General features: G+C 60.1%; 22 protein-coding genes. 4 read left to right on the top strand and 18 right to left on the bottom strand.

Translation table 11 applies throughout. The annotated features are described in order from the left end of the window. Nucleotides 1–13 precede the first annotated feature (13 nt). The 5 genes from rodZ to ABLV52_RS18230 all read right to left on the bottom strand — a co-directional run bounded on the left by rodZ (nt 14) and on the right by ABLV52_RS18230 (nt 10,805). Nucleotides 14–1,012: a cytoskeleton protein RodZ gene (gene rodZ, locus ABLV52_RS18250; protein WP_232689638.1), complete on the bottom strand. Its 999-nt coding sequence runs from the start codon at nt 1,010–1,012 to the stop codon at nt 14–16. 276 nt (nt 1,013–1,288) lie between these two features. Beyond that, complete coding sequence (locus ABLV52_RS18245; RefSeq protein WP_002913894.1) at nt 1,289–2,455, bottom strand: bifunctional tRNA (adenosine(37)-C2)-methyltransferase TrmG/ribosomal RNA large subunit methyltransferase RlmN; 1,167 nt, start codon at nt 2,453–2,455, stop codon at nt 1,289–1,291. A gap of 483 nt (nt 2,456–2,938) precedes the next feature. Then, nucleotides 2,939–3,370, bottom strand: coding sequence for a nucleoside-diphosphate kinase (ndk, locus tag ABLV52_RS18240; protein WP_004144312.1), 432 nt, complete (start codon nt 3,368–3,370; stop codon nt 2,939–2,941). Nucleotides 3,371–3,530: 160 nt separating this feature from the next. Continuing rightward, entirely contained in the window at nt 3,531–5,855 is a 2,325-nt protein-coding gene (pbpC, locus tag ABLV52_RS18235; RefSeq protein WP_348890725.1) for a peptidoglycan glycosyltransferase PbpC, read from the bottom strand. Beyond that, nucleotides 5,856–10,805 carry an alpha-2-macroglobulin gene (locus ABLV52_RS18230; protein WP_348890724.1) on the bottom strand — a complete coding sequence of 1,650 codons (4,950 nt, stop codon included), beginning with the start codon at nt 10,803–10,805 and terminating at the stop codon, nt 5,856–5,858. A 206-nt stretch (nt 10,806–11,011) separates the two neighbouring features. Here ABLV52_RS18230 and sseA point away from each other — a divergent pair, with 206 nt between their 5' ends. The 3 genes from sseA (at nt 11,012) to ABLV52_RS18215 (ending at nt 13,193) form a co-directional block, all read left to right on the top strand. Continuing rightward, nucleotides 11,012–11,869, top strand: coding sequence for a 3-mercaptopyruvate sulfurtransferase (gene sseA / locus ABLV52_RS18225; RefSeq protein ID WP_023290638.1), 858 nt, complete (start codon nt 11,012–11,014; stop codon nt 11,867–11,869). Between the two features lie 164 nt (nt 11,870–12,033). After that, complete coding sequence (locus tag ABLV52_RS18220; RefSeq protein ID WP_023290639.1) at nt 12,034–12,684, top strand: DUF5066 family protein; 651 nt, start codon at nt 12,034–12,036, stop codon at nt 12,682–12,684. 101 nt (nt 12,685–12,785) lie between these two features. Beyond that, on the top strand, nt 12,786–13,193 hold the full coding sequence (locus ABLV52_RS18215) for a hypothetical protein (protein ID WP_348890723.1): 408 nt from the start codon (nt 12,786–12,788) through the stop codon (nt 13,191–13,193). Between the two features lie 66 nt (nt 13,194–13,259). Here ABLV52_RS18215 and sseB read toward each other — a convergent pair whose 3' ends face one another. The 11 genes from sseB to trmJ form a co-directional block, all read right to left on the bottom strand. Then, entirely contained in the window at nt 13,260–14,036 is a 777-nt protein-coding gene (gene sseB, locus ABLV52_RS18210; RefSeq protein WP_348890722.1) for an enhanced serine sensitivity protein SseB, read from the bottom strand. A gap of 96 nt (nt 14,037–14,132) precedes the next feature. After that, nucleotides 14,133–15,419, bottom strand: a complete 1,287-nt coding sequence (pepB, locus tag ABLV52_RS18205) for an aminopeptidase PepB (RefSeq protein ID WP_023290642.1) — start codon at nt 15,417–15,419, stop codon at nt 14,133–14,135. A gap of 107 nt (nt 15,420–15,526) precedes the next feature. Next, on the bottom strand, nt 15,527–15,727 hold the full coding sequence (gene iscX, locus ABLV52_RS18200) for a Fe-S cluster assembly protein IscX (protein WP_002913954.1): 201 nt from the start codon (nt 15,725–15,727) through the stop codon (nt 15,527–15,529). A gap of 1 nt (nt 15,728) precedes the next feature. Further along, nucleotides 15,729–16,064, bottom strand: coding sequence for an ISC system 2Fe-2S type ferredoxin (gene fdx / locus ABLV52_RS18195; protein WP_004201872.1), 336 nt, complete (start codon nt 16,062–16,064; stop codon nt 15,729–15,731). Between the two features lies 1 nt (nt 16,065). Next, a complete protein-coding gene (gene hscA, locus ABLV52_RS18190) occupies nt 16,066–17,916 on the bottom strand; it encodes a Fe-S protein assembly chaperone HscA (protein ID WP_023290643.1) in 1,851 nt (616 codons plus the stop codon). A gap of 15 nt (nt 17,917–17,931) precedes the next feature. Continuing rightward, the gene (gene hscB / locus ABLV52_RS18185) at nt 17,932–18,447 is read right to left on the bottom strand and encodes a co-chaperone HscB (RefSeq protein ID WP_023290644.1); all 516 of its coding nucleotides are present in this window, start codon (nt 18,445–18,447) and stop codon (nt 17,932–17,934) included. 74 nt (nt 18,448–18,521) lie between these two features. Continuing rightward, the gene (iscA, locus tag ABLV52_RS18180) at nt 18,522–18,845 is read right to left on the bottom strand and encodes an iron-sulfur cluster assembly protein IscA (protein ID WP_002913979.1); all 324 of its coding nucleotides are present in this window, start codon (nt 18,843–18,845) and stop codon (nt 18,522–18,524) included. A 17-nt stretch (nt 18,846–18,862) separates the two neighbouring features. Next, nucleotides 18,863–19,249, bottom strand: a complete 387-nt coding sequence (gene iscU, locus ABLV52_RS18175) for a Fe-S cluster assembly scaffold IscU (protein ID WP_002913991.1) — start codon at nt 19,247–19,249, stop codon at nt 18,863–18,865. A 26-nt stretch (nt 19,250–19,275) separates the two neighbouring features. Then, nucleotides 19,276–20,490, bottom strand: coding sequence for a cysteine desulfurase (gene iscS, locus ABLV52_RS18170; protein WP_017900428.1), 1,215 nt, complete (start codon nt 20,488–20,490; stop codon nt 19,276–19,278). A gap of 178 nt (nt 20,491–20,668) precedes the next feature. Further along, nucleotides 20,669–21,160: a Fe-S cluster assembly transcriptional regulator IscR gene (gene iscR, locus ABLV52_RS18165; RefSeq protein WP_002913993.1), complete on the bottom strand. Its 492-nt coding sequence runs from the start codon at nt 21,158–21,160 to the stop codon at nt 20,669–20,671. 256 nt (nt 21,161–21,416) lie between these two features. Further along, on the bottom strand, nt 21,417–22,151 hold the full coding sequence (gene trmJ, locus ABLV52_RS18160) for a tRNA (cytosine(32)/uridine(32)-2'-O)-methyltransferase TrmJ (RefSeq protein ID WP_023290645.1): 735 nt from the start codon (nt 22,149–22,151) through the stop codon (nt 21,417–21,419). Nucleotides 22,152–22,271: 120 nt separating this feature from the next. Between trmJ and suhB the strand changes: the two genes are divergently transcribed. Next, complete coding sequence (gene suhB, locus ABLV52_RS18155; RefSeq protein WP_002913995.1) at nt 22,272–23,075, top strand: inositol-1-monophosphatase; 804 nt, start codon at nt 22,272–22,274, stop codon at nt 23,073–23,075. Nucleotides 23,076–23,122: 47 nt separating this feature from the next. Here suhB and ABLV52_RS18150 read toward each other — a convergent pair whose 3' ends face one another. Both ABLV52_RS18150 and ABLV52_RS18145 read right to left on the bottom strand, forming a co-directional pair. Continuing rightward, on the bottom strand, nt 23,123–24,103 hold the full coding sequence (locus ABLV52_RS18150; RefSeq protein ID WP_348890720.1) for a nickel/cobalt transporter: 981 nt from the start codon (nt 24,101–24,103) through the stop codon (nt 23,123–23,125). After that, nucleotides 24,094–24,732, bottom strand: a complete 639-nt coding sequence (locus tag ABLV52_RS18145) for a DUF1007 family protein (protein ID WP_032453725.1) — start codon at nt 24,730–24,732, stop codon at nt 24,094–24,096. The genes ABLV52_RS18150 and ABLV52_RS18145 overlap by 10 nt, the downstream gene beginning before the upstream one ends. Between the last annotated feature and the right edge of the window lie 21 nt (nt 24,733–24,753).

The following is a 24,753-nucleotide window of genomic DNA, read 5'->3' as shown; positions in this document are numbered from 1 at the left end:
CGTTACCCGTCTGTTACTGCGCCGGTGATGATTCGGCATTAAGGGTCAGACGCGCAACCTGGTTAGTTCTGATAAAACGACTTAAATCGACAGGCTTGCCCAGATACTGGATCTCTACCGCAGCCGGGGCGCCAATTTTCAGCTTATACGGCGCCTGACCGCTCAGGTTCAGGTTGCCGCCTTTACGCTGCAGGCCGCTGAACAGTTTTTTGCCGGTGGCATCGCTCACTTCCAGCCAGCAATCGGCGGAAAAGTTCATCACCAGATCCTGCGCCGCCGCCGCCGGGTTCGTCACGTTCGCCTGATCGGTCGGCAATGGCGAGGCCGGGGTAGCCGGCGCCGCGCCTGCGGTATCGACATTGGCCTGGGAAGGCGCGACAACGGCGTTATTGTCCGCCGGCGTCTGGGCCGGGGCGCTGGTGGTCGGGGCGCTGGTGGTCGGGGCGCTGGCGGTATCGGTTGGCGCGCTGTTCGCAGCGCTATCGGCGGTCGGGGCTGCCGGGGCGCTGGTATCCAGCGGCACGCTCTGGCTGCTGGTGTCGCCGCTGTTCAGCTCAGCGGAAGACTGATCGGCCATGGTGGAGATCTCTTCCTGCTGCGCCTTATGGTCTTGCCACCACCAGGCGCCGCTCAGGCCGATAACCACAAACAGCACCAGCCAGGTGAAGCTCATCAGCCAGCCGTCGCGTTTTTTGCGACGTTTACCTAAAGAGAAGCTCTGCATTGGCGCGACTTTCGCCGCGCGGATGGGCGCTTGCTTGGCCATCATCGGCAGCAGCTCGTCTTCCGGGATATGTACGAGGCGAGCATAGGAGCGGATGTACCCGCGCAGGAAGGTGGAAGCGAGGTCGGCAGGCGCCTTATCGTCTTCAATATCACGAACCGTGGACACCTTCAGGCATAAGCGTTCTGCCACCGCTTGCTGGCTAAGTCCGAGTTGTTCGCGGGCGTGACGCAGACGCGCGCCCGTGGTGTTTGCTTCTTGATGATCTTGAGTGGCTTCAGTATTCATTCGCTACAACTACTGGTACGTGAAATTTAAAGTTCAGCGCGGGAAAAAGCCGGCGCCGCGAGACATCTGTGGTACGTCAGCCTCACAGTATAGGACTGTCAGCCGCGCGATCACAGAGACGAATCAAAATTGAATGCTAAGCGGTTGTTGTGCCGCTACATACTGCCTCAAAGTCGACAAAAACGCACCGTAATTATTAACCGAATCAGCGTATTTCGCCTGGCTATTGGTCATAAATATGACCCGTGCCGCCTGCGCTGCACGGGCCATCATTTGTCAGACCGCTTTTACGTCAATCGCTTCGCCCTGCATCCGCTTACGCAGCGTGCGCTTGGTACGGTCGATGACGTCGCCCGCCAGCTGACCGCAGGCGGCATCGATATCGTCGCCGCGCGTTTTACGCACGATGGTCGTAAAGCCGTACTCCATCAGAACTTTGGAGAAACGGTCGATGCGGCTGTTGGAGCTGCGGCCATACGGCGCGCCCGGGAACGGGTTCCATGGGATCAGGTTGATCTTGCACGGCGTATCTTTCAGCAGCGCCGCCAGTTCGTGGGCGTGCTCGGTGCCGTCGTTGACATGATCCAGCATCACGTACTCGATGGTCACCCGGCCCTGGTTGGCGTTGGACTTCGAAATATAGCCGCGCACCGAGTTGAGGAAGGTCTCGATGTTGTACTTTTTGTTGATCGGGACGATTTCGTCACGAATGGTGTCGTTCGGCGCGTGCAGGGAGATGGCCAGCGCGACGTCGATCATATCGCCGAGTTTATCCAGCGCCGGCACCACGCCGGAAGTCGACAGGGTGACGCGACGTTTGGAGAGGCCAAAGCCGAAATCGTCGAGCATGATTTCCATTGCCGGAACGACATTGTTGAGGTTCAGCAGCGGCTCGCCCATGCCCATCATCACCACGTTGGTGATCGGACGTACGCCGGTGGTCTTCACCGCGCCGACGATTTTCGCCGCGCGCCAGACCTGGCCGATAATTTCGGAAACCCGCAGGTTGCGGTTAAAGCCCTGCTGGGCGGTGGAGCAGAATTTACACTCCAGCGCGCAGCCTACCTGGGAGGAGACGCACAGGGTGGCGCGGTCTTCTTCCGGGATATAGACGGTCTCGACGCGCTGATCGCCAACGGCAATCGCCCATTTAATGGTCCCGTCGGTTGAGCGTTGCTCTTCAACCACTTCCGGGGCGCGGATCTCCGCCACTTCTTTCAGTTTACTGCGCAGGACTTTGTTGATGTCAGTCATCTCATCAAAGTCGTCGCAGCAGTAGTGATACATCCATTTCATCACCTGATCGGCGCGGAAAGGCTTCTCGCCCATGTTTTTGAAAAACTCGCGCATCTGCTGACGGTTTAAATCCAGCAGGTTGATTTTGGCATCTTTGTTCGGCACCGTCAGAGCGGCGGTATCAGGCGTGACAATTTGTTCAGACATAATGTTTTCCGGCCTCGTTATTACACGTTATGGCCCCAGGTGGGTTGAAAAAGAAACGCCCCGGAGAGCGACAGCTCGTCCAGGGGCGCTATATTCTACAAATTCTGGCGGATCATTGCCACGTTTGCACAAAGCAATGATAAAAAATCTGTTACTGCGTACATAATCCTCTATGGCTTTTCGATTGTCGCAAGGCGGCAAGCAAGTGACAAATTCGTCGGGAACGAATTTGACCAGCCGTAGGCTGGCCTCCGGTGAGAGGCAGGAGCCTCTCATTAATCCCCGGGAGCATAGATAACTATGTGACCGGGGTGAACGCGCGTAGCCAACGCCGCGACGGTCGAAAAGACGAGGTTCGTATCTCCAAAGTATTTCAGGCCACAGCGAGGCGGCGAGTTCGCTAATCCCCGGGAGCATAGATAACTATGTGACCGGGGTGCGCGAAGGAAGCCAACAATGCTGTGGCGTGAAAGACGCAGGAGATTAGCGAGTGCGCGGGCAAACCTCGCCTTCAGCAAAGAAGAACGCGATTTCGCGTGCAGCGGATTCTACAGAGTCGGAACCGTGGGTGCCGTTCTCGGTGAAGCTGTCAGCGTAGTCAGCGCGCAGGGTACCCGCCAGGGCGTTTGCCGGGTTGGTGGCGCCCAGCAGGTCACGGTGACGCTGAACGGCGTTTTCGCCTTCCAGGACGGAAACCACGATCGGGCCGGAGGTCATGAACTCAACCAGACCGTCGAAGAACGGGCGACCTTCGTGCTCAGCATAGAAACCACGAGCCTGCTCTACGGTCAGGTGCAGCATTTTGGTGCCGACGATTTTGAACCCTGCAGCTTCAAAGCGGGAAAAGATGCTGCCAATAACGTTTTTTGCCACCGCGTTTGGTTTGATGATGGAAAAAGTACGTTCAATAGCCATGATTACCTCTAATTAAATGTTCTGTTGTTGCGCATACGATCGTATGGCCTGGCGCGCATTATAATGAGCATCCCCGCCCCTGCCTACGGCTGAAGGTAACATTTTGTTAAAATAAGATGAGTATTGAAAACACAAACCGCCAACAACAAATTTACCCTGGTTATTGCAGGGTAAAACGCGCGGCCGCCGTTTGTCCTGCCTCATCCATCACCACCAGCTGCCACTCGCCGGGCTTATCCAGAGTTAGCGTGGTTCTCGCGCCGGCGGCATCTATCGGCTGGCCGTTGATAAACCACCAGCGCCGCCCTTCACCACCGCTGGTTTGCAGGGGCAACATCACCCGCGCCTCCCCCGGCAGACGTTTAATCACCGCCCCCTCGCGGACCCCGGAGAGCACCAGCGGCGCGGCATCCTGAGTTTGCAACGGCGGGCATGCCTTCGATGCCGGCCCCAGACGCGCGGAGCGACGTTCCCCCGGCGGTAGCCAGGGATCCAGCGGCAGCGGCCAGACCTCCACCACACTTTCGCGCGCCCCGGGACAATCCGCCGCCACCCGTTCGCCGTGTTCATTGCGCCACACCGGGAAGCGGATCCCGCGCACGCCCTCCTGCCCCGGCAACAACAGGGTCGGCGGCTGGCTATCTTCCAGCAGCCAGCTGGCCAGGCGACGACGGCAGTTGCTGTCGCCCGCCGGCAGCGCCTGGCCGCCGGGCCAGCAGAGCGTCCCGCGGCTAACCGTTGCCGGTCGCGGATCGATCGGCAGGCCGCCGCGGCTCATCGCCGGGCGGGCGAGCAGCAGATTATTGACCTGATTGAGCAACGGCACCGCGCTGGCGAAGCCAAACTGCCCCACCACCGGCGTACCGTCCGGACGCCCGGTCCAGATGCCAATCAGATAACGCGCATTGAGGCCCACCGCCCACGCATCGCGATACCCGTAGCTGGTGCCGGTCTTCCAGGCCAGCGGCACCACTTGCGGGAGTGAGGCATCGGGAACCGGCTGCGCTTCGCCGGCCAGGATGCGCCGGACGATCCACGCCGCCCCCGGGGATATCAGCGCCCTTTCCACCAGCGGGTCTCCGGGCGTCATGCGCAGCCGCGCCGCCTTCCCGTGGCGGGCAAAGGCGCTGTACGCCGCGACGATATCTTCCAGCCTCGCCCCGGCGCCGCCGAGGATCAACGACAGATTCGGCTCGGCGCCGGCGGGCAGCATCAGGGGCAACCCGGCATTGCGCAAATTCGCCGCGAAACGTTTGGGCCCGTAGGCTTCGAGCACCTGGACCGCCGGCAGATTCAGGGAGCGCACCAGCGCGTCGCTGGCGCTCACCGGGCCGTGAAAGCCGCTGTCAAAGTTACCGGGGCGATAATCGCTAAAGCGCCGCGGCACATCCTGCAATAACGACGCTGGATGGATCAGCCCTTCATCCATCGCCAGCGCATAAATAAAGGGTTTCAGCACCGACCCAGGCGAACGGACCGCCGACGCCATATCAATGTGGCCAAAGCGACTGTCGTCCGTAATATCCGCCGACCCCACCCAGCCGCGGACTTTCATATCCGTGTGGTCGACGACAACCATCGCCAGCGAACTGCGCGGCGGCAGGCGCGACTTCCAGTTCAGCGCCAGATCCTCGAGCTGCCGCTGCAGTCCGGCATCGAGGGTCGTCACCACTTTCTCCTCACGACTGGTCGCCAGCGCCCGGCGGGCGAAGAGCGGCGCCAGCTGCGGCATCTGCCGCGGAAACAGCCACACCGGCTCCTCCATCGCCTCCTTTACCGCCAGTCTCGGCCAGACGCCCTGGCTGATCATGCGCGCAAGGACTTTATCCCGCGCCGCCTGGGCCCGCTGCGGCCAGCGGTCCGGACGTAAACGGCTGGGCGCCTGGGGCAGCACCGCCAGCAGCGCCGCCTCGCCGTAGCTGAGCTGCGCGGGCGGCTTGCCGAGATAAGCCCAACTGGCCGCGCCGATCCCCTGCAGGGTGCCGCCAAAGGGCGCACGGTTCAGATACAGGGTCAGGATTTCGCTCTTTGACAGATGCCACTCCAGCTGCAGCGCCCGCCACAGCTGGCGCAGCTTGCCGCCGAAAGTGCGGGGGTGGGGATCGAGCAGGCGCGCCACCTGCATGGTGAGGGTACTTCCGCCGGAAATGACCCGCCCGGAGGTGAGATCCTGCCAGGCGGCGCGCACTACAGCGAAGGGATTGACCCCCGGATGGCGCCAGAACCAGCGGTCCTCATACTGAATAAGCGCCTGCAGATAGCGCGGCGACACGTCGGCGAGAGTCACCGGATAACGCCAGACGCCCTGCGCGTCGGCAAACCGCCACAGGGGGGTCCCGTCCTCCGCCACGACCACCCGGGCAGGCGTGACGTCATGCAGCGGCAGCGGCCACAGGCGATCGGCGATCAGAACCGCCAGCCACAGCAGAAAAATAAACGCAGCCAGCCAGCGCCAGCGGCGTTTTACCCGATGCACTACGCGCATTTACGGCGTCACGGTGAGCGGACCGCTGGCGGTCCCGGTCGCCCGCCACTGCGGCACATACATCGATTCCACCTGCGGCTGCGGGACCTGGTAGGTGCCCGGCGTGACCGCCCGCGCCAGGTAGACCAGCGTCACCGGCTGACCTTCATTGACCGCGACAGCGGCGACGAAGCGGTCGTCGCGGAACTCGATATGCTGAATATCGGCCTGCTGCATCTGGTTAAGAAGGTTTTGCACCGCTTCGCCATTCTCCTGCAGGCTGGCGCTGCTGTTGGCCAGATTCTGGTTTTCCAGCTCGAGTCCCGCCGGCAGCAGGTCAACCACCAGCGCGTCAGGCACGTTGCGTCTGGCGGTCACCTCCAGCTTGACCAGCACCAGTTCGCCGCTGCGCAGCGACGACAGCGACTTCTGCCGCCCCTGGGTATCGAAAACGGCGCGTTCAATTCCCAGGACGTTGCCGCCCGGCTGCGGCGCGCTTTGCGGATAGCCGCTGCTGTCCAGACGCAGCCACAGCGGTTGACTGCCGGTGTTGCTCACCTGCAACGTCGCCAGCCGATCGCCGTCGAGGTTACGGGTTTGCGCTTTATCGCCGGCCAGCGGCTCAGCCTGCAGCGAGGTTTGCGCCTGCCAGTCGCCCGGCAGGTCGGCCAGCGTGCGCCCGGCAAGGAACAGAGCGTTGGTTTCCTGGGTCGACAGCCAGCGCTGGCCGTAGGCCTCTTCCGACAGCGTGCTCAACAGCGTGTTTTGCGCCTCCGGCAGCAGCTTGTTCTCTTCCAGCAGCGCCAGCTTCAGCGCGTCATCGCGAAGCGAGCTGCCGTAATCGCCCAGCCAGCGATTCTCATCATGGCGCGGCGTGGCAACCGCCAGCTTCATGGCCTCATCGCCGCGCGGCGCATCGCCCATGGTTTTCAGCGCAATGCCGAGCTGCAGCAGCGGCAGGCCGGATCGCGCCTGGTCGTGACGGCTCCAGATTTCACGCAATGCGCCGAGCGGGGCTTTTTGCTGACGCGCCAGCACCAGCGCGGCATAGGCCTGAGCGGCAAAGCGGCTGGCCTGGGCGTCGTCGCTGTAGCGCACGGTCATCAGCCCCGGCTCCTGAAGATAGCGCAGCAGGCGTTCGTTACCTTTATTAATGGCGTTGACCGGTACGCTATAGCCCTGCTCGCCCGCGCGAACAAGGAAATCCATGGCGTAAGCGGTCAGCCAGTACTCTTCCGGCCCCTCTTTATCCCATAGCGCAAAGCCGCCGTTTTCCAGTTGCATCTGCAGCAGGCGCGAGATCCCGACATCGATTGCCGCGCGACGTTTTTCGTCGCTGTCCCCGCTGATGCCCAGCGCTTTTAGCTGCGCCGCGCTGGTATACAGGGACGGGAACAGGCCGCTGGCGGTCTGCTCAAGGCAGCCGTAAGGATAGGCTTTCAGGTCGCGGATATAGCGCGCGAGATTCAGCGGCGGCTTGCCGCTGAGCAGCAGCTGGCCCTGCAGCGTCTGCGGGGCGAAACCTGCCGATTGCGCCGCTGGCGCCTGCCAGCTTTCGCCGGGCTGCAGCACGGCGCCGCTGTTGACGGTCTGCGCCGGGAACGCCGGACGAACGCCGATTTTCCACTGCTTCTGCAGCGGGGCGAAGGTTTCCCCCGGCAGGCTCAGGCCGCTGATAGTGGCGCTCACCTGGCCATCGCCAAAGCCCGGCAGCGCGCTCACCGGCACAAACAGCGTGCTGCGCGCCCCCGGCGCCAGCTGCACCGACGGCAGTTGACCCTCGGTCAAGGTCACCAGTCCGCTGGCGGCAAGGTGTACCTGCAGAGTTTGCGGTTTATCGGTCAGGTTACTGAGATCCAGCGCCAGACGGGTGGTGTCGCCGCTGGCGAGGAAGCGCGGGGTATTCAGCTCGGCGATGACCGGGGCGGCCACCACCACTTTATCTTCGCTGCTGCCGAAGTCATCCGCCGTCCAGGCCTGAGCCATCACCCGCAGCTCGCCGTTAAAATCACCGATCGGCAGCGTCACCGTCCCTTCGCCCTGATCGTTCAGCACCACCGGCTGCGCCTGCTGGGCGATGATGGTCACATGGTTAACCGGCGGTTTACCGCCACGTTTTAACTCGTCGCCATCGCCGCCGAAGCGCAGACTGGCCACACGCCCCTGCCCTTCAATCACCTGGCCGTAAATATCATAAATATCCGCCCCATAACGTTTCTGGCCGAAGAAGGCGTTCCACGGATCCGGGGTGGCGTAATCGGTAATATTCAGCACCCCGCTATCGACAGCCGAGAGCAGAACGTTAACCTGCTTCGGCGCCTCTCCCTCTTTGACGCTGGCTTTCACTTTCACCGTCAGCGGCTGGTTGGGGCGCATTTTATCCGGGGCCTCCAGCGCCAGCGTCAGGCGACGGTTTTCATCGCCCAGCGGCAGATGCAGCAGGCCCACCGCGCGTTTCGGCGTCGCCGAGCGGGATTTATCGCCGGGGCGAACCACCAGCGTGCTGAGGTAGAGGTCGTGGCGATTCCAGGCGTTATCCACCGGGATCGACAGGTCCATCCCCTCGGCGGGTACGTCAATCTCCTGCCACCACAGCGGCCCTTCGCTGGATTCCACCATCGCGTAGCCTTTACCCGCCGCCGGGGCGGCGATGTGCAGCCTGATGGTGTCGCCCGGCTTATAGCTCGGTTTATCCAGCTTCATGGTGACCCGGTCCGGGCGCGCTGCGCCGGTGCCTTCGCTGTTATCCTGCCAGCTGTAGCCCGCCCAGAAGCGCACGCTGCTGACGACATCGTCCGGTCCTTTCACCTCCAGGCGATAGGAGCCCCACTCTACCGGAAAGCTCACTTTACCGATCTGGCCGGCCTGCAGATCCAGCGACTCCTCGCCCTCCTGCAGATCTTTTTGATCGAACTGCGACTGCCAGCCTTCGCTATCGGACCAGTTCCAGTAATAATCCCGGCGCTCGCGGATCAGCCGTACCTGCAGGCCGGAAACGGCTTTTTTCTCGCCTTTGGCGTCGGCATAGACGATATCGAACGCGGCGTTGCTGTTTTCATCCACCACCGGCTGCTTCACCGTGGTGTCGGTGCGGTAGTCGTAAACGTCCTTCAGGGTAAATTGCGGGCGGATCCCCGGCAGCGCCTCGGCAGGCCAGATCGGCTGCTTAACCGTACGGGTGACCGGACGCCCACCGGACTCCAGCAGGCTCGCCTGCAACACCACCTGCAGCGGCGAATGGCTATCCTGCCACTGGCTGGAGGTGGTCACTTCGCCATGACCTTTTTCATCCAGCGTCAGCTGGACTTCATCAAGGCTGCGGGAGAGATTTTCTTCTGCGATATCGCCGAACTCAAAGCCCGGCAGCGCGGCGACGGCGTCGCGAAGCGGGCGCAGGAACAGTTTGCCCTGCAGCGTGTTGCCGCTGGCCGGCGCGCCGTAGAGATAAGCGCCGCTGACATCAAAGGCGACATCGGCATTCGGCGCGACAGGCGCCGCCTGCGGCGTCAGCTTCAGCGCCATGCGTTCCGGCATAAAGTCTTCGACGTGGAAATCCCACTCGCGGGGCTGGTTGTCGCCGGTGCTGGCGCGAATGTGCCACATGCCGGTGGCCGCGCCGCTGTCGAGCGGATAAGTAAACTGGTACAGGCCGTTAACCGGTTTGCTCATCACCGAGCGGATCACCTGGCCGTCCGGCTGGACCACCTCCAGCTTCACCGGCTGTTCCGCCAGCGGCTTGCCATCGCTATCGCGCAGCAGCGCATTGAGGATCACCGTTTCGCCCGGACGATAGAGATCCCGTGGGCCAAACATAAAGAACTGTTTGCTGAAGCCTGGCGCGCCGGCAATGGAGAACTCCGCCAGATCCAGCGCCGGCAGTTTGAGGTCGAGCAGCGTGGTCTGTCCCTCTTTGCGCGCCAGCAGCAGCGCGGCTTCTTTATCGGTTTGCAGGGTGACGTGGCCCTGGCTATCGCTTTTCGCCTGCGCCAGGGTCTGCCCTTTGGCGTTGAGCAGCTGGACATCGATACCAGACTGGGCGGCGCCGTTTTCCAGGCTCTGGGTAAAGACGTCCAGCCGGTTGTGGTAGCGATGCGCCGACACGCCGATGTCGCTAAGGGTAAACAGCGTCGCCGCGTTGCTGTAGCTATAATGACCCGCCGGGTTCATGACCGCCACGTAGACGCCAGGCTGCTGGAGCGGCTTGATGTCGCTCAGCGGCAGCAGCAGCTTTTCGCGGGTATTGCGCGCCGGATTGAGGTCAAAGCGGCCGCTGTATACCAGATCGGCCATCTTCAGCAGCTCGTCGGATTCCCAGTTGCTTAATGAATTGCGGTATTCCCACTGGCTGACGAAGGCCGAGAGCGATTCCGGCTTAATGCGGAAGAAGTTCACGTCGACGTTATCGACGTTCAGCGCCATCACCGGCAGCCCGGCGATCACGTTGCCCGGCAGCAGCGAGCCGCGGCTGGCAAATCCGACGCTTGGCGCGATATCGCGGGTAGTCAGGATCTTCTCGAACGGTTTATCGAGCGTCGCCTTGTTCAGGGCGGTCAGCGTCGGGTCGACCGAGACAATCAGCTCGCGCTTTGGCTCAAGGTGACGCAGACGCAGCTCTTTCAGGTTCGGCGCCAGCTCCCACGCGCCATCTACCTTACCGCTCTTCTTATCCACCAGGTGCACGCTGCGGGAGAAATCCTGGTCCGGCTGCAGCGGTACGGAAAAGGTCAGCACCAGGGTCGCGGCGCCATCCAGCTGGACCTCCGAGGCGTCGAGCAGCGTCAGCGCTTTGCCCTGGCTTTTTTCCGCCAGCGCCGCCAGCTGGGCGCTGTCCGGTTTTGCCGCCGCGCCAGGGCCGCTATCGGCGGCCGGCGTCGGGGCCGTAGCCTGCGGTGTACCGCTGTCATCACACCCGGTTAATGAAAATGCGGTAAGGAGCGCCAGTGACAGCGCCGCTAAACGAAATGGTTTCATCCTTCTAACCCCTCGGCCGGTGGGCCTGATGCAAATTATCACTTTTTATTATGCGTTAAGGCGGCGCTTCTCAACAGTGATGACGCGGGTTTCTGCCGATTAATCAGAAAAGTGCCGTGACGTCGTCCCCACTCTGGCGTCCTTAACTTGTCAGCACCCGATAAAACGCCGACAATTCAGTCATGAATAGTAAAACGGAGGCACCTATGTCCACCTCGTTTTTTGTCGCCGCCGACTGGCTGGCGGAACATATTGATGACCCGGAGATCCAGATTATCGACGCCCGCATGGCGCCCGCCGGGCAGGAGGCCCTGCGCGATATGGCCGCGGAGTACCGCGCCGGCCACGTGCCGAACGCGCTGTTTTTCGATATCGAGGCGCTGTCCGATCACACCAGCCCGCTGCCGCATATGATGCCGCGCGCCGAGGCGTTTGCCGTGGCCATGCGCGAACTGGGCGTCTGCAGCGATAAGCACCTGGTCGTCTATGACGAAGGCAATCTGTTTTCCGCCCCGCGCGCCTGGTGGATGCTGCGCGCCTTTGGCGTGGAGAAAGTGTCGATTCTGGCCGGTGGGCTGGAGGGCTGGCGTCGCGACGAGCTGCCGCTGGAACAAGGGGTGCCGGAGGTGGCCGAAGGAGAATTCGACGTGCGGTTTGATCCTCAGCAAATTAAGCGCCTGACCGACGTGCTGCTGGTCAGCCATGAAGGATCAGCGCAGATTGTCGATGCGCGTCCGGCGGCCCGGTTTAACGGCCAGGCTGACGAACCGCGCCCCGGCCTGCGGCGCGGGCATATCCCCGGCGCGCTGAACGTCCCGTGGACGGAGCTGGTGATTAACGGCGAGCTGAAGACCGTCGACGAGCTGAACGACATCTTTTTGCGTCAGGGCGTCGATTTTGATCGGCCCATTATCGCCAGCTGTGGGTCCGGCGTGACGGCGGCGGTGGTCGTGCTGGCGCTCACCACGCTTGGCGTGAACGGCGTCTGCCTGTACGACGGCTCATGGAGCGAATGGGGAGCGCGCAGCGATCTGCCGATTGAACCGGCTCCTGCCGCTCAGTAAACGCCGCATGGCCGCGGACGTCCCGTCCCGCGGCCACTAAATAATTTCTGATTTTCTCCGCCTCATTCTCCTGCCAGTCGCTAAACCAGCTACTCTGTGCTGCCGCAGGGCTTGCGCCTGCCGTGTTGGCTTTACTGCCGCCCACTATATAAGGAAATTGAATGATGGCTTTTTCATTAGCGGATCTCATGGATGTCGTACACAAGCACAACCGCAATCCCACCCCGAAACCGATGCCCGTAGACGAAGTGGATCGCCTGCGCGTCCGGAAATACCGTGATCCGCAAAATAGCGAAACCGTGGCGCTTCCGGAGAGTCTGAAAGCGCTGCTGGCCTACGATTGCCAGCTGACAAGCCCCTACGGTCAACGGGTGCTGGAATCAGTTCTGAACGCCATTGATGAACATGGCGTCCTGCTTTCCGACTCACTGGATGAAGAGGCTTATTATATGAATGGCCTTGATATGATCGGGCTGGATTTTGAAGAGCTAATGCCCGTCTGGAATGACGATCCGCGTCTTCCTGCCCTGATTCGCCTCTGCCATCCCGGGGATCAGCAGGTATTTATCTACGTCACCGAGCGTGATGAACAGGGTGAATATCCTGTCGTCCGCTTCGAGGGTAAAGAGAATGAGCTTTGGCTGGCAGAATCGTCGCTGATTGAATATTTGCAGGGGATTTTTACCGGTGGAAAGGAGAGCCACGACGAATGGCAGCATCAACAAGCCCTCAACGAGTCACGCGATGGCGCCTTGCTGGAGCTGGAATATATTCATGAGGATCTTTACGCCAGGCTCGAAGGTTGTCCTGACTAATTCACCATCTCCCACCGATAGCGCGATTAACGCGCGCCGTCGGGGCCAGCGCCAGGATTGAGCGTTTAATCTATAACCTGATGGCACCACAAGGAGTGAAAATGGCATTAGTCTCCAACCCACATTCTGCTTATTCCCCGCGCCTTCCCTGGCTGGGAGGCATCGCTGGCCTGCTGGTCGGCGGCGCAATCCTCTATTTTTGGCCGCAATGGAACCGGACATGGTTAAGCCTGGTTCCTGCGCCCGTTTCCGTTTATACCCGCTTTCTCGACGTCACTTTGGCAGACGTCCCGCTGATCACCTATGGTCATCAGGCGCTGCTGGGTTTTCTGATGGTGCTGCTCGCCGGGCTGGTAGCAGCGCTACGCTATCTGCTGGGAGAGGAAAGGTGCCGGGCCTGGCGCGGGGATATGGCGCTCTTCAACGGCGTCGTCACGCTGTGCGTGACGGGATTTCTGCTCTATAACATGGTGTCAGCCTATCCGCGGATCGTTGCCGCCCTGCATTAACCTTTGCAACCCCGCTTTTGCATCGAGCTGTAAGCATACTGAAACCGGGGGCAGCCGCCCCCGCTGTCAGATAATACGGTTTTGTTTGAAATCGCGCAGGAAGCTGCCCCAGCGCTTTTCATAGAACGGCGTGATATGGGCAATCATAAAGTGGCTGATGCCCTTCTCGCCTTCCACCACCTGGCAAATATCGATCGGCTCATCGCCGGGCAGGGTATCGGTGGCCACGCTGCCGGTGGTCTGAATGATGGACTCGATATCCCCTTCCGCTTCAATGCCGATCAGCAGATTAGCGGGCGCGTCGGCGTGCTCTTTGATCGAGCACAGGAACACCCTCTTGACGGTTTTCAGCGTTTTGAACAGCGTGATCAGCGAATCCACCATCTGCGCCGGCGGCTCGGCGACTTCAGACAGCAGCAGCGCTTCGCCCCCTTCCAGCACCGTCTGGGTGCTGAGCGGGCTGCCCTCTTCCCCGAGCAGATGGCTGATTTCGCGCGGGGTGAACGCTTTACCGTTCGGCAGCTTCGGGTTGAGGAACAGCGATTCGCCGAGAGTCATCGCCATCAGCGTGCGGGCCGGCATCATCACGAAAGCCTGTTCGTCTTCCACCGCCTGCTGCAGGGCCTCAAGTGAAGTGAAGAACGGAATGACCGACGTGCCGTCATCTTTTTCCCAGTGCTGCAGATCCAGCGCGCTATCTTCGACAATCTGCTCGCCATCGGCTGCACGGCCTGGTACCCAGACGGTGGCCTCAAGCAGCGCGCTGAAAAATGCCGGACGATGAGCGGGTTCGGTAGCCGCTTTTTCCAGCAGGGTTTCTAATTCGTTTTTGGTTTCGGACATAGTTTGGCTACTTTAAAAATCGCCCGGCGGCGCTACGTCCGCACGGGCCTGCGGATTTTCCAGGCCGGGTAGGCGTGGCGCCACCCGGCAAGGCCATTACTCAGCCGTCAGCAGATTGGCGATAGTACGTACGCCAAGCCCCGTCGCGCCCGCCGACCACTGCTCAACGGCAGATTTGCGGTAGGTTGCCGAACAGTCGATATGCAGCCAGCCCTGGTGGTAGTTTTCCACGAAGTGGGACAGGAAGCCCGCCGCGGTGCTGGCGCCGGCCGGATAGGCGGCGCTGCCGGTATTGTTCAGTTCCGCGAAATTAGACGGCAGCTGATGACGGTGGAATTCGGCCAGCGGCAGACGCCAGAACGCTTCATTTTCCGCCTGGGCGCTCGCCAGCAGGCGATTCGCCAGCGCATCGTCAAAGCTGAACAGCGCGTGGTAGTCGTTGCCGAGCGCGGTTTTCGCCGCGCCGGTCAGGGTGGCGGCATCGATGATCAGCTCCGGCTTCTGCGCCGAAGCGTCAATCAGGCCATCCGCCAGCACCAGACGACCTTCGGCGTCGGTGTTCATGACTTCGACGGTTTTGCCGTTGCGATAATGAATAATATCGCCCAGTTTGAAAGCGTTACCGCTGATCAGGTTGTCGGCGCAGCACAGATAGAGCTTCACGCGCTTGTTCAGCCCGCGGGTAATAGCGAAGGCCAGGGCGCCGGTGATAGTCGCCGCGCCGCCCATATCGGATTTCATTGAATCCATAAAGGCGCTCTGTTTGATGCTGTAGCCGCCGGAATCAAAGGTGATGCCTTTACCTACCAGACAGGCGTATACCGGGGCTTCTTTATCGCCGGTCGGGTTATAGTCCAGCGCCAGCAAAACCGGCGGACGCTCGGAGCCGCGGCCCACGGTGTGCAGGCCGAGATAGCCCTGCTCACGCAGATCTTCGCCTTTGGTGATGCGATAGCTCATCTTCTCGCCCGCCACGCTGCACAGCAGGTCGACGGCGCGCTGCGCCAGCTGTTCCGGGCCCAGCTCTTCCGCCGGCGCATTGATGGTATCGCGCACCCAGTCAATAATGGTCAGACGGTTATCCAGCTCGCTTTTCTGCGCATCGTCCAGCGTCGGCCATTCAACTTTACGAGTGCCTTTCGGGCCTTTATAACCCGCCCAGAACGCCCACGCGCGGTCGGTGTTCCAGCCTTCGCCGCTTAACGCGACATGCTTGATCCCCATGCCGTCAATTTTACGCGCCGCGCGCTGAATCAAGCCCAGGTCGTCTTTGCCGTTGAGATGCAGGGCGATGCCGTCATGATTAATGCTGTAAGACGCCTTTTCTCCCCAGCGCGCATCGGCTGGCTGAGTGGAAAGCGTAATCTTCATGGCTTCGGTCATTATCATTATCCTTCTTAGCAAACGGGCCACCGTATGGCAGCCCGTAACGTTCTCTCGCTCAATGATTCATCCGACTTTATACCGCCGCATAAATCATGATGCGAAAATTATTCGGCTTCGTCTAACCAGACTAACAGAATCGCCTCGAGAATTTTTTCATTGGATGCGTTCGGGTCATCATCAAATTCTTCCAGATCGCAAATCCACTGATGCATGTCGGTAAAGCGAACGGTTTTTGGGTCGAGGTCAGGGTAAGCGTCATACAGCGCTTCGCCGATTTCACGACTGTCGGTCCATTTCAGTGCCATATTAGTGCTCGCGTGCGTGGTTGATGGTGTAACGCGGGATCTCAACGACCAGATCTTCGTCAGTGACGCGCGCCTGGCAGCTCAGGCGGCTGTCAGGCTCCAGTCCCCAGGCTTTATCCAGCATATCGTCTTCATCTTCGGTACTTTCCGCCAGCGAGTCAAAGCCTTCACGCACGATGCAGTGGCAGGTGGTGCAGGCACAGGATTTTTCGCAGGCGTGTTCAATCTCGATGCCGCTACGCAGCGCCGCATCCAGAATAGTTTCACCGGTCTCAGCTTCCACAACGATGCCATCCGGACACAGGTCCTGGTGGGGCAGAAATACAATTTTTGGCATTTTAAACCTCGTCCACGGATTGGCCTTTCAGCGCGATACGGACCGACTGATCCATACGGCGGGCGGCGAATTCCTGGGTTTGTGTGTCGATATTTTTAATCGCTTCTTTAATGGCGTCGGCGTCGTCGCCTGCCGCGGCGGCGCGTACCTGCTCCGCAGCGGCATCGATAGCCTGACGCTCCGCGGCGCTTAACAGCGCGGCGTCGGCGGCCAGCGCGCTTGTCAGGCTCTCCAGGACGCGTGCGGCTTCCACTTTCTGTTCAGCCAGCATGCGCGCCTGAATATCCTGTTCGGCGTAGCTCATCGAATCTTTAATCATGGTGGCGATTTCGCCATCGGTCAGACCGTAAGACGGTTTCACCTGAATAGAGGCTTCCACGCCGGTCGACTTTTCCATCGCCGTGACGCTCAGCAGGCCATCGGCGTCCACCTGGAAGGTGACGCGAATATGCGCCCCGCCCGCCGGCAGCGCCGGGATACCGCGCAGCGCAAAGCGCGCCAGGGAGCGGCAATCCTGCACCAGCTCACGCTCGCCCTGCATCACATGAATGGACATCGCCGTTTGGCCATCTTTGAAGGTGGTGAACTCCTGGGCGCGGGCCACCGGAATGGTGGTATTACGCGGGATCACTTTCTCCACCAGGCCGCCCATGGTTTCCAGCCCTAACGACAGCGGGATAACGTCGAGCAGCAACAGTTCGCTGTCCGGCTTGTTGCCGACCAGAATATCGGCCTGGATCGCCGCGCCAATGGCGACGACTTTGTCAGGGTCGATGGAGGTCAGCGGGGTGCGACCGAAGAAGTCGCCGACGCGCTCGCGCACCAGCGGCACGCGGGTGGAACCGCCGACCATCACCACTTCCAGCACCTCTTGCGCCTCAACGCCAGCGTCTTTCAGCGCCCGGCGGCAGGCCATTAACGTGCGTTTTACCAGCGGGGCGATCAGATCGTTAAACTGGCTGCGAGTGATATCGCCCTGCCAGCCGCCGACCTCAACGTGCGCCACCTCGGCATCGCTAAGGGCGATTTTCGCCGCGATGGCGGCATCCAGCAGCTCACGCTGCAGGCGGTTGTCGCTACGGTCGCTGAAGCCCGCCTGCTCGCGCAGGTAGTCCGCCAGCAGATGATCGAAATCATCGCCGCCGAGGGCCGAGTCGCCGCCGGTGGCCAGCACTTCAAACACCCCGCGGCTTAAGCGCAGAATAGAAATATCAAAGGTGCCGCCGCCGAGATCGTAGACCGCAATCACCCCTTCCTGGCCGGAATCAAGGCCATAGGCGATAGCCGCCGCGGTCGGTTCATTAAGCAGGCGCAGCACGTGCAGACCCGCCAGGCGCGCCGCGTCTTTGGTCCCCTGACGCTGGGCGTCATCAAAGTAAGCGGGGACGGTGATGACCACGCCGTCGAGCTCGCCGGCCAGCGCTTCAGTGGCCCGGGCGGCCAGCGCTTTCAGGATATCGGCGGAGACGCGAATCGGGTTCAGCAGGCCGCCGGCGGTCTGGATCATCGGCAGGCCGTTTTCACTGGCCTGCAGCTGATACGGCAGATGCGGATAGCGGTGTTGGATATCGGCGAGGGAGCGCCCCATCATCCGTTTCACGGAGCTGATGGTATTGGCGGGATCCTGGGCGGCGTTCAGCCGGGCGTCATAGCCGACGGTCAGCCCCGATGCGTGGTAATTCACCACCGACGGCAGCAGATAGCGGCCTTGATGATCGGGCAGAGTCTCGGCCTGGCCGCTACGCACGGTAGCCACCAGAGAATTGGTGGTGCCCAGGTCGATACCGGCAGCCAGACGACGCTGGTGCGGCGCGGCGCTCAGGCCGGGCTCACTAATTTGTAATAAGGCCATAATTGCTTCCGAAAATTAAAAATCGAGCAGTTTTTCTTCGAGTTCTTCAGCACTGCTGCGCAGTTTATCGAGGAAACGGAGCTTACGAACCGTGTCCGCCGCCGCCTCCCAGCTCTCATTATGCAATTGGTCAACCATCAGCTGATGGCGGGTATCAAACAGCGCTTTCACTCGTTTGATAAAGCCTTCCAGCCGCGCTTCGTCTTTCGCCTGGCCGATCTCATCCAGCTCTTCGCGCAGTTCCAGCTGTTCCATCAGGAACGCGGTATCGCGAACGGTATGCTGCTCGCTGGCCAGATCGAAGCCATGCAGCGAGAGGAGGTATTCTGCGCGGGTCAGGGGATGGCGCAGCGTCTGCCAGGCCTGGTTAATGGTGGCGGAATACTGAACCGCCGCAAGCTGTTCCGCAGCGGGCGCGCTGGCAAATTTATCCGGATGGTACTGGCGCTGCAGATCCTGATACCGGACAGCCAGTTGTTCAAGCGAGAGGGTATAGCTGGCTGGTAACCCGAAGAGGGTGAAATAGTCCATAGTAACCTCAGGGTCATGCATCTAAACGAAAACCCCACGCGCGGCGTGACCGCGGTGGGGTTGGGGAGTACCGATTATACGTTAAAGCTTTCGCCGCAGCCGCACTCATCTTTGACGTTAGGGTTAGTGAACTTGAACCCTTCGTTAAGGCCTTCTTTGACGAAGTCCAGCTGCGTGCCGTCGAGGAATTGCAGACTTTTGCCGTCGATCACGACCTTCACGCCTTTGTCTTCAAACACGGTGTCTTCAGCCGCCGGCTCGTCAACAAACTCCAGTACATAGGCCATACCTGAGCAGCCGGAGGTTCTCACGCCCAGGCGCAGGCCAAACCCTTTTCCGCGGTTTGCCAGGAAGGCATTGACTCGCGCTGCTGCACTGTCGCTAAGAGTAATCGACATAACAAAACCTCAACTAATTATTTTGCTTCACGTTTGCTTTTGTAATCCGCAATCGCGGCTTTAATCGCGTCTTCCGCCAGAATAGAGCAGTGAATTTTCACCGGCGGCAGCTCCAGTTCATCGGCGATATCGGTGTTCTTGATCGCCTGCGCTTCGTCCAGGGATTTACCCTTCACCCACTCGGTGACCAGAGAGCTGGAAGCGATAGCGGAACCGCAGCCGTAGGTCTTGAAGCGCGCGTCTTCAATGATACCTTCATTGTTGACTTTAATCTGCAACTTCATCACGTCGCCGCAGGCCGGCGCGCCGACCATGCCGCTGCCGACGTTCTCGTCGCTGTTGTCAAAAGAGCCGACGTTGCGCGGGTTCTCGTAATGATCGATAACTTTTTCGCTATAAGCCATGATGAATTCTCCTTATTGGTGCCGAATTAGTGATGTGACCATTCAATACTGTTCAGATCCACGCCCTGTTTGAACATTTCCCACAGTGGAGAAAGCTCGCGCAGACGGCCAATGGATTTACGAATCAGGTTGATGGCGTAGTCAATCTCTTCTTCGGTAGTGAAACGACCTAAAGAGAAACGAATAGAACTGTGCGCCAGTTCATCAGTCATGCCTAACGCGCGCAGCACGTAGGATGGCTCAAGGCTCGCGGAAGTACAGGCTGAACCGGAGGAAACCGCCAGGTCTTTCAGCGCCATAATCAGCGACTCGCCTTCAACATAGTTGAAGCTGACGTTTAGGATGTTCGGCGCGCCCTGCTCGAGGTCGCCGTTGAGGTACACTTCTTCCATATCCTTCACGCCGTTCCACAGACGGTTGCGCAGCGTGCGCAGACGCGCCATCTCGCTTTCCATCTCTTCTTTGGCGATACGGTAAGCTTCACCCATGCCGACGATCTGGTGAACAGGCAGAGTACCGGAACGCATACCGCGCTCGTGGCCGCCGCCGTGGATTTGCGCTTCGATACGAATACGCGGCTTACGACGCACGTACAGCGCGCCGATGCCTTTCGGACCGTAGATTTTGTGACCGGAGAAGGACATCAGGTCAACTTTCAGCTGGCTCAGATCGATAGGCAGCTTGCCCACGCTCTGGGTGGCGTCTACGTGGTAAATGATACCGCGGGCGCGACACATCTCGCCGATGGTAGCGATATCCTGCACCACGCCGATTTCGTTATTCACATGCATGATGGAAACCAGGATGGTGTCGTCACGCATCGCCGCTTCCAGCTCTTTCAGATCGATAATCCCATTGCTCTGCGGCGCCAGGTAGGTCACTTCGAAGCCTTCGCGCTCCAGCTGACGGCAGGTATCCAGAACCGCTTTATGCTCGGTTTTGCTGGTGATGATGTGCTTGCCTTTTTTCTGATAAAAGTTGGCTGCACCCTTGATCGCCAGGTTGTCGGATTCAGTCGCACCAGAGGTAAAGACGATTTCGCGCGGGTCGGCACCGACCAGCTCGGCAATCTGATTGCGGGCGATATCAACCGCCTCTTCAGCCTGCCAGCCAAAACGGTGGGAACGGGAGGCCGGGTTACCAAAGGTCCCGTCCATGGTCAGGAACTGCATCATTTTCTCGGCAACACGCGGGTCCACCGGCGTGGTTGCGGAGTAATCGAGGTAAATCGGTAATTTCATTGCTCTTAAACTCCGTACATCACTCAATGCAAGGAATCAGGCAACCGGCTTGATGTACGACCGAGTACACGGAATGTCGGAGCATCCCGGCCTGATTCTGAAAGCTCTTTATAATCGTTGTCCCGCCGTTTCGCGCTGCCTCGCCCTGTCAGCCGCAGCCCGAAACGGGACGGGTCACTCAGGCGCGCAGTTTAACGTCGATCGCGTCCTGGGTGCGCGCATTGCGCTGGGTTTCGTGCTGATGCTGACGACCGGAAACATCGAGGATCTCCTGGTTATTCACCAGTTCCCCGAGGGTGATATTGTTCAGGAAGCCGGTCAGGCGTTCGCTCAGATCGCGCCACAGCGCGTGAGTCAGGCATTTATCGCCGCCCTGACAGCCGCCCTTGCCCTGGCAACGGGTGGCGTCAACGGATTCGTCCACGGCGCTAATGACTTCGCCGACGGCGATACTGCCGGCATCTTTACCTAACAGATAACCGCCGCCTGGGCCACGAACGCTGGAAACCAGGCCATTTTTACGCAGGCGAGAGAACAGCTGTTCCAGATAGGAAAGCGAAATTCCCTGACGCTCTGAAATATCTGCCAACGGCACCGGGCCCGTTTCAGAGTTGAGCGCAACGTCAAGCATCGCGGTCACGGCATAACGCCCTTTAGATGTCAGTCTCATGTCTTACTTAACCTCAAACTCGCCCCTGGCCGGGCTTTTTATTAATATGGGTATTGCATAGCAGGGCCAAGTCTGACATTCCCGAGTAATTTGGTCAACTATTTACTTGACTGTTTTAGTCAGGTATTTGGCTTTCCGTGCCGTTTTCCTTCCGCGTTGCCGGGCGCCCTCACCCCGGCTCTCACCCACCAGGAGATAGCAAGGCCCGCGTGATTTGCATGCCGGATAAGCGCAGCACCATCCGGCATCAACGCGGTTACTTGCCTTTATTCTGCTGGTCAATCGAGGCCAGCATGCCGCGCAGGATGTTCAGCTCCTGGCTTTCCGGGCGCGCACGAGTGAACAGACGACGCAGTTTGTTCATCACCTGCCCCGGATGATTCGGGCGAATAAAGCCCGTCGCCAGCAGCGTCTGCTCAAGATGACCGTAGAAACGCTCCAGGTCATCCACCAGCGGGTACGGCGCTTCTTCGTGCTCAACCGCCGGCTGCGCTTGCTCCTGCGCCGCCAGCCAGGCCATCCGCACTTCGTAGGCGATAACCTGCACCGCCATCGCCAGGTTCAGCGAGCTGTACTCCGGGTTGGCGGCGATGGCCACATGGTAGTGACACTTCTGCAGTTCGTCGTTGGTCAGGCCAACGCGCTCGCGGCCAAACACCAGCGCCACCGGCGCATGCTGGCCTTCGGCGATGCTTTTCAGGCCGCATTCGCGGGGATCGAGCATCGGCCACGGCAGCGTGCGGGAGCGCGCGCTGGTGCCAACCACCAGGCTACAGCCCGCCAGCGCTTCATCAAGGGTATCGACGATCTGCGCGTTGCCAATGACGTCGCTGGCGCCCGCGGCCAGCGCAATGGCCTGGGAATCAGGTTTCACCAGCGGATTGACCAGCCACAGGTTGGTTAAGCCCATGGTTTTCATCGCGCGGGCAACGGAGCCCATATTGCCGGTGTGGGAGGTTTCTACCAGTACGATTCGAATATTTTGCAGCATTATGGTTCTTCGGCTAAAGATTATTCGGGCATGCTACCATAAAACGGAGACATAAGCAGAATTCGCTGTTATTATATGCGCCGTTTTTTCCCGTTCTTTAACATCCAGTGAGAGAGACCGATGCATCCGATGCTGAACATCGCCGTGCGCGCCGCGCGCAAGGCGGGTAATTTAATTGCCAAACACTACGAAACGCCAGACACCGTAGAAACCAGCCAGAAAGGCAGCAATGATTTTGTGACCAACGTCGATAAAGCCGCCGAAGCGATTATTATCGAAACCATTCGCAAATCTTACCCGCAGCACACCATTATCACCGAAGAAAGCGGTGAACACGCTGGTGAAGAGCAGGATGTTCAATGGGTTATCGATCCACTGGATGGCACCACCAACTTCGTTAAACGTCTGCCGCACTTCTCTGTTTCCATCGCCGTACGCATCAAAGGCCGTACTGAAGTCGCGGTGGTTTACGATCCGATGCGTAACGAACTGTTCACCGCGACCCGCGGCCAGGGCGCGCAGCTGAACGGCTACCGTCTGCGCGGCAGCAACGCTCGCGACCTCGACGGCACCATCATCGCGACCGGTTTCCCGTTCAAGGCGAAGCAGCACGCCACCACTTACATGAATATTCTCGGCAACATGTTCACCGAATGCGCCGATTTCCGCCGCACCGGCTCCGCCGCGCTGGATCTGGCCTACGTTGCCGCCGGCCGCGTTGACGGTTACTTTGAAATTGCCCTGAAACCATGGGATTTCGCCGCAGGCGAGCTGATCGCCCGTGAAGCAGGCGCTATCGTTTGCGACTTCACCGGCGGTCATAACTATATGCTGACGGGCAACATCGTTGCCGGTAACCCGCGTGTGGTGAAAGCGATGCTGGCGAATATGCGCGAGCAGCTGAGCGACGCGCTGAAGCGTTAATCTCTTGCAGATGTAAAAAGGAAGCCGCGGCTTCCTTTTTTTATGTTCTAAAACGGCCGCAAACCGCCGCCTGGCGCGATCGCGCTACTCCACATCACGACAGCGGCCACCAGCAGCGCCACGCCGCCGGCCAGCGCCAGCGTCAGCCAGCCCACCTGACGCCACAGCGGCGGCGCCTGATGCCGACCCAGCTTCACCGCCAGCTGGCGAAAACTGTGCACCAGCAGCGCCAACGCCGTGATAGTCAATGAGGTCCCTGCCGCCATCGCCAGCGCCGCCGCCATCCCCCAGTTGAACACCCCGATCACCTTGCTGAACAGCAGGACCATGATCGCCCCTGAGCAGGGACGCATGCCCATCGACAGGACAATCACGGACCGAGCCCGCCAGTCGTCGCCGGCCTGCAGCTGCTCCGGGGCCGGGAGATGCTGATGCCCGCAGCCGCAGTGTTCGTTATGAACATGATGCGGGGTAAACGCGGTAAACGTTGGCCGGCTCAGCAGCAGACGCAGCTTTTTCAGCGCCCGCCAGCAGAGCAGCAGACCTAACGCGCCCACCAGCAAATAGCTCCCCTTCTCCAGCCAGAAACTACTGAGATGCAGCTGGCGCGCCGGCAGCTGCAGCAGCGTCAGCACCACTACCACCAGCGCGATAGCCACCAGCCCCTGCAATAAAGAGGCGGCCAGCGTCAGGTTAATACTCGATTTCAACTTCGAAGGATGGGTGGCAAGCCAGGTGGTAATGACAATTTTGCCGTGGCCGGGCCCTAAGGCATGGAGCACCCCGTAAACGAAGCTGAACCCAAGCAGCGACAGCCCCGCCGCCGCCGGATTCTCCGCCACCGCCTGCAGCAGGCGGCTGAGCTCCAGATTGAGCGCGCGCTGCCAGACCGCGCTCTGCATCAGCACCTGCGGCCAGGCCTGCCACAGCCAGAAGCCGCCCGTGACGCTCACGGCCAGCAGTAGCGCCAACGGCCACAGCGCTTTCCAGCGCGACGCGCGCGTGCGCGGGGTAAAAATTACTGACATGTCAGGGTCACCTTCTGGGCAAAATAGCTGCCCAGCGCCATATCCTCCGGCGGCGCATCCGCTTTATCCAGCGACTGGGCGTATGAGAGCATTTTGTCATTCGGTTTTGGCGTCATTACCGTTGCCTTACAGTCGGCCTGCAGCGCTGCGGGCAGGGAAAAATCGCTATCTTTGTCATAAAACATGTCGACATAGTAGGTCGGGTCGAAAGTGGAAAAGGTAAATGTCTGTCCGGCAACGGGTTGCGGCGTCGCCAGCGGCAGGGTGAAGGTCAGTACCGCCTGCAGGCCGTCGCGCTCAAGACCGTAGCCGTCGGGGCGATTTTCAAATTTCACCCGCTGGCCGTTGTGCCACAGCTCGCTGAAATAGTGCTGGCCGAGCACGTTGGCCATCACCTCCGCCGCCAGTTTTTTCCATACTTCGCTGCCTGGTTTAGCGTTTCCGGCGTCGTAGAGCAGATCCGATGAGGTAATTTCATCCATCGTCCAGCGCATTTTAAACCCGCTAAGCAAGCCCTCTTTGACCACCGGCTCGCTCTGCAAACTGATGAAGCTATGCGGATGCGCGGCGGCTGTCCATGATAAAACCATGAAAAACGCCGCGCTGGTGCATTGTTTCACTCTGTTCATCTGTTCCTCACGTGAAAAATT

The sequence above is a fragment of the Klebsiella sp. GB_Kp056 genome (genome assembly GCF_040064755.1).
GTDB classification, from domain to species: Bacteria; Pseudomonadota; Gammaproteobacteria; order Enterobacterales; family Enterobacteriaceae; genus Klebsiella; species Klebsiella quasipneumoniae.
This window is presented reverse-complemented; position numbering and strand designations above follow the sequence as displayed.

Coding starts and splice junctions, on each gene's coding strand:
- ABLV52_RS18215 (WP_348890723.1), top strand. CDS start 12,786: ATGGCATTAGTCTCCAACCCACATTCTGCTTATTCCCCGCGCCTTCCC.
- sseA (WP_023290638.1), top strand. CDS start 11,012: ATGTCCACCTCGTTTTTTGTCGCCGCCGACTGGCTGGCGGAACATATT.
- trmJ (WP_023290645.1), bottom strand. CDS start 22,151: ATGCTGCAAAATATTCGAATCGTACTGGTAGAAACCTCCCACACCGGC.
- suhB (WP_002913995.1), top strand. CDS start 22,272: ATGCATCCGATGCTGAACATCGCCGTGCGCGCCGCGCGCAAGGCGGGT.
- iscS (WP_017900428.1), bottom strand. CDS start 20,490: ATGAAATTACCGATTTACCTCGATTACTCCGCAACCACGCCGGTGGAC.
- pbpC (WP_348890725.1), bottom strand. CDS start 5,855: ATGCGCGTAGTGCATCGGGTAAAACGCCGCTGGCGCTGGCTGGCTGCG.
- sseB (WP_348890722.1), bottom strand. CDS start 14,036: ATGTCCGAAACCAAAAACGAATTAGAAACCCTGCTGGAAAAAGCGGCT.
- rodZ (WP_232689638.1), bottom strand. CDS start 1,012: ATGAATACTGAAGCCACTCAAGATCATCAAGAAGCAAACACCACGGGC.
- iscR (WP_002913993.1), bottom strand. CDS start 21,160: ATGAGACTGACATCTAAAGGGCGTTATGCCGTGACCGCGATGCTTGAC.
- ABLV52_RS18230 (WP_348890724.1), bottom strand. CDS start 10,805: ATGAAACCATTTCGTTTAGCGGCGCTGTCACTGGCGCTCCTTACCGCA.
- iscU (WP_002913991.1), bottom strand. CDS start 19,249: ATGGCTTATAGCGAAAAAGTTATCGATCATTACGAGAACCCGCGCAAC.
- fdx (WP_004201872.1), bottom strand. CDS start 16,064: ATGCCAAAAATTGTATTTCTGCCCCACCAGGACCTGTGTCCGGATGGC.
- ABLV52_RS18150 (WP_348890720.1), bottom strand. CDS start 24,103: ATGTCAGTAATTTTTACCCCGCGCACGCGCGCGTCGCGCTGGAAAGCG.
- ABLV52_RS18145 (WP_032453725.1), bottom strand. CDS start 24,732: ATGAACAGAGTGAAACAATGCACCAGCGCGGCGTTTTTCATGGTTTTA.
- hscB (WP_023290644.1), bottom strand. CDS start 18,447: ATGGACTATTTCACCCTCTTCGGGTTACCAGCCAGCTATACCCTCTCG.
- ABLV52_RS18220 (WP_023290639.1), top strand. CDS start 12,034: ATGGCTTTTTCATTAGCGGATCTCATGGATGTCGTACACAAGCACAAC.
- hscA (WP_023290643.1), bottom strand. CDS start 17,916: ATGGCCTTATTACAAATTAGTGAGCCCGGCCTGAGCGCCGCGCCGCAC.
- iscA (WP_002913979.1), bottom strand. CDS start 18,845: ATGTCGATTACTCTTAGCGACAGTGCAGCAGCGCGAGTCAATGCCTTC.
- pepB (WP_023290642.1), bottom strand. CDS start 15,419: ATGACCGAAGCCATGAAGATTACGCTTTCCACTCAGCCAGCCGATGCG.
- ABLV52_RS18245 (WP_002913894.1), bottom strand. CDS start 2,455: ATGTCTGAACAAATTGTCACGCCTGATACCGCCGCTCTGACGGTGCCG.
- iscX (WP_002913954.1), bottom strand. CDS start 15,727: ATGGCACTGAAATGGACCGACAGTCGTGAAATCGGCGAAGCGCTGTAT.
- ndk (WP_004144312.1), bottom strand. CDS start 3,370: ATGGCTATTGAACGTACTTTTTCCATCATCAAACCAAACGCGGTGGCA.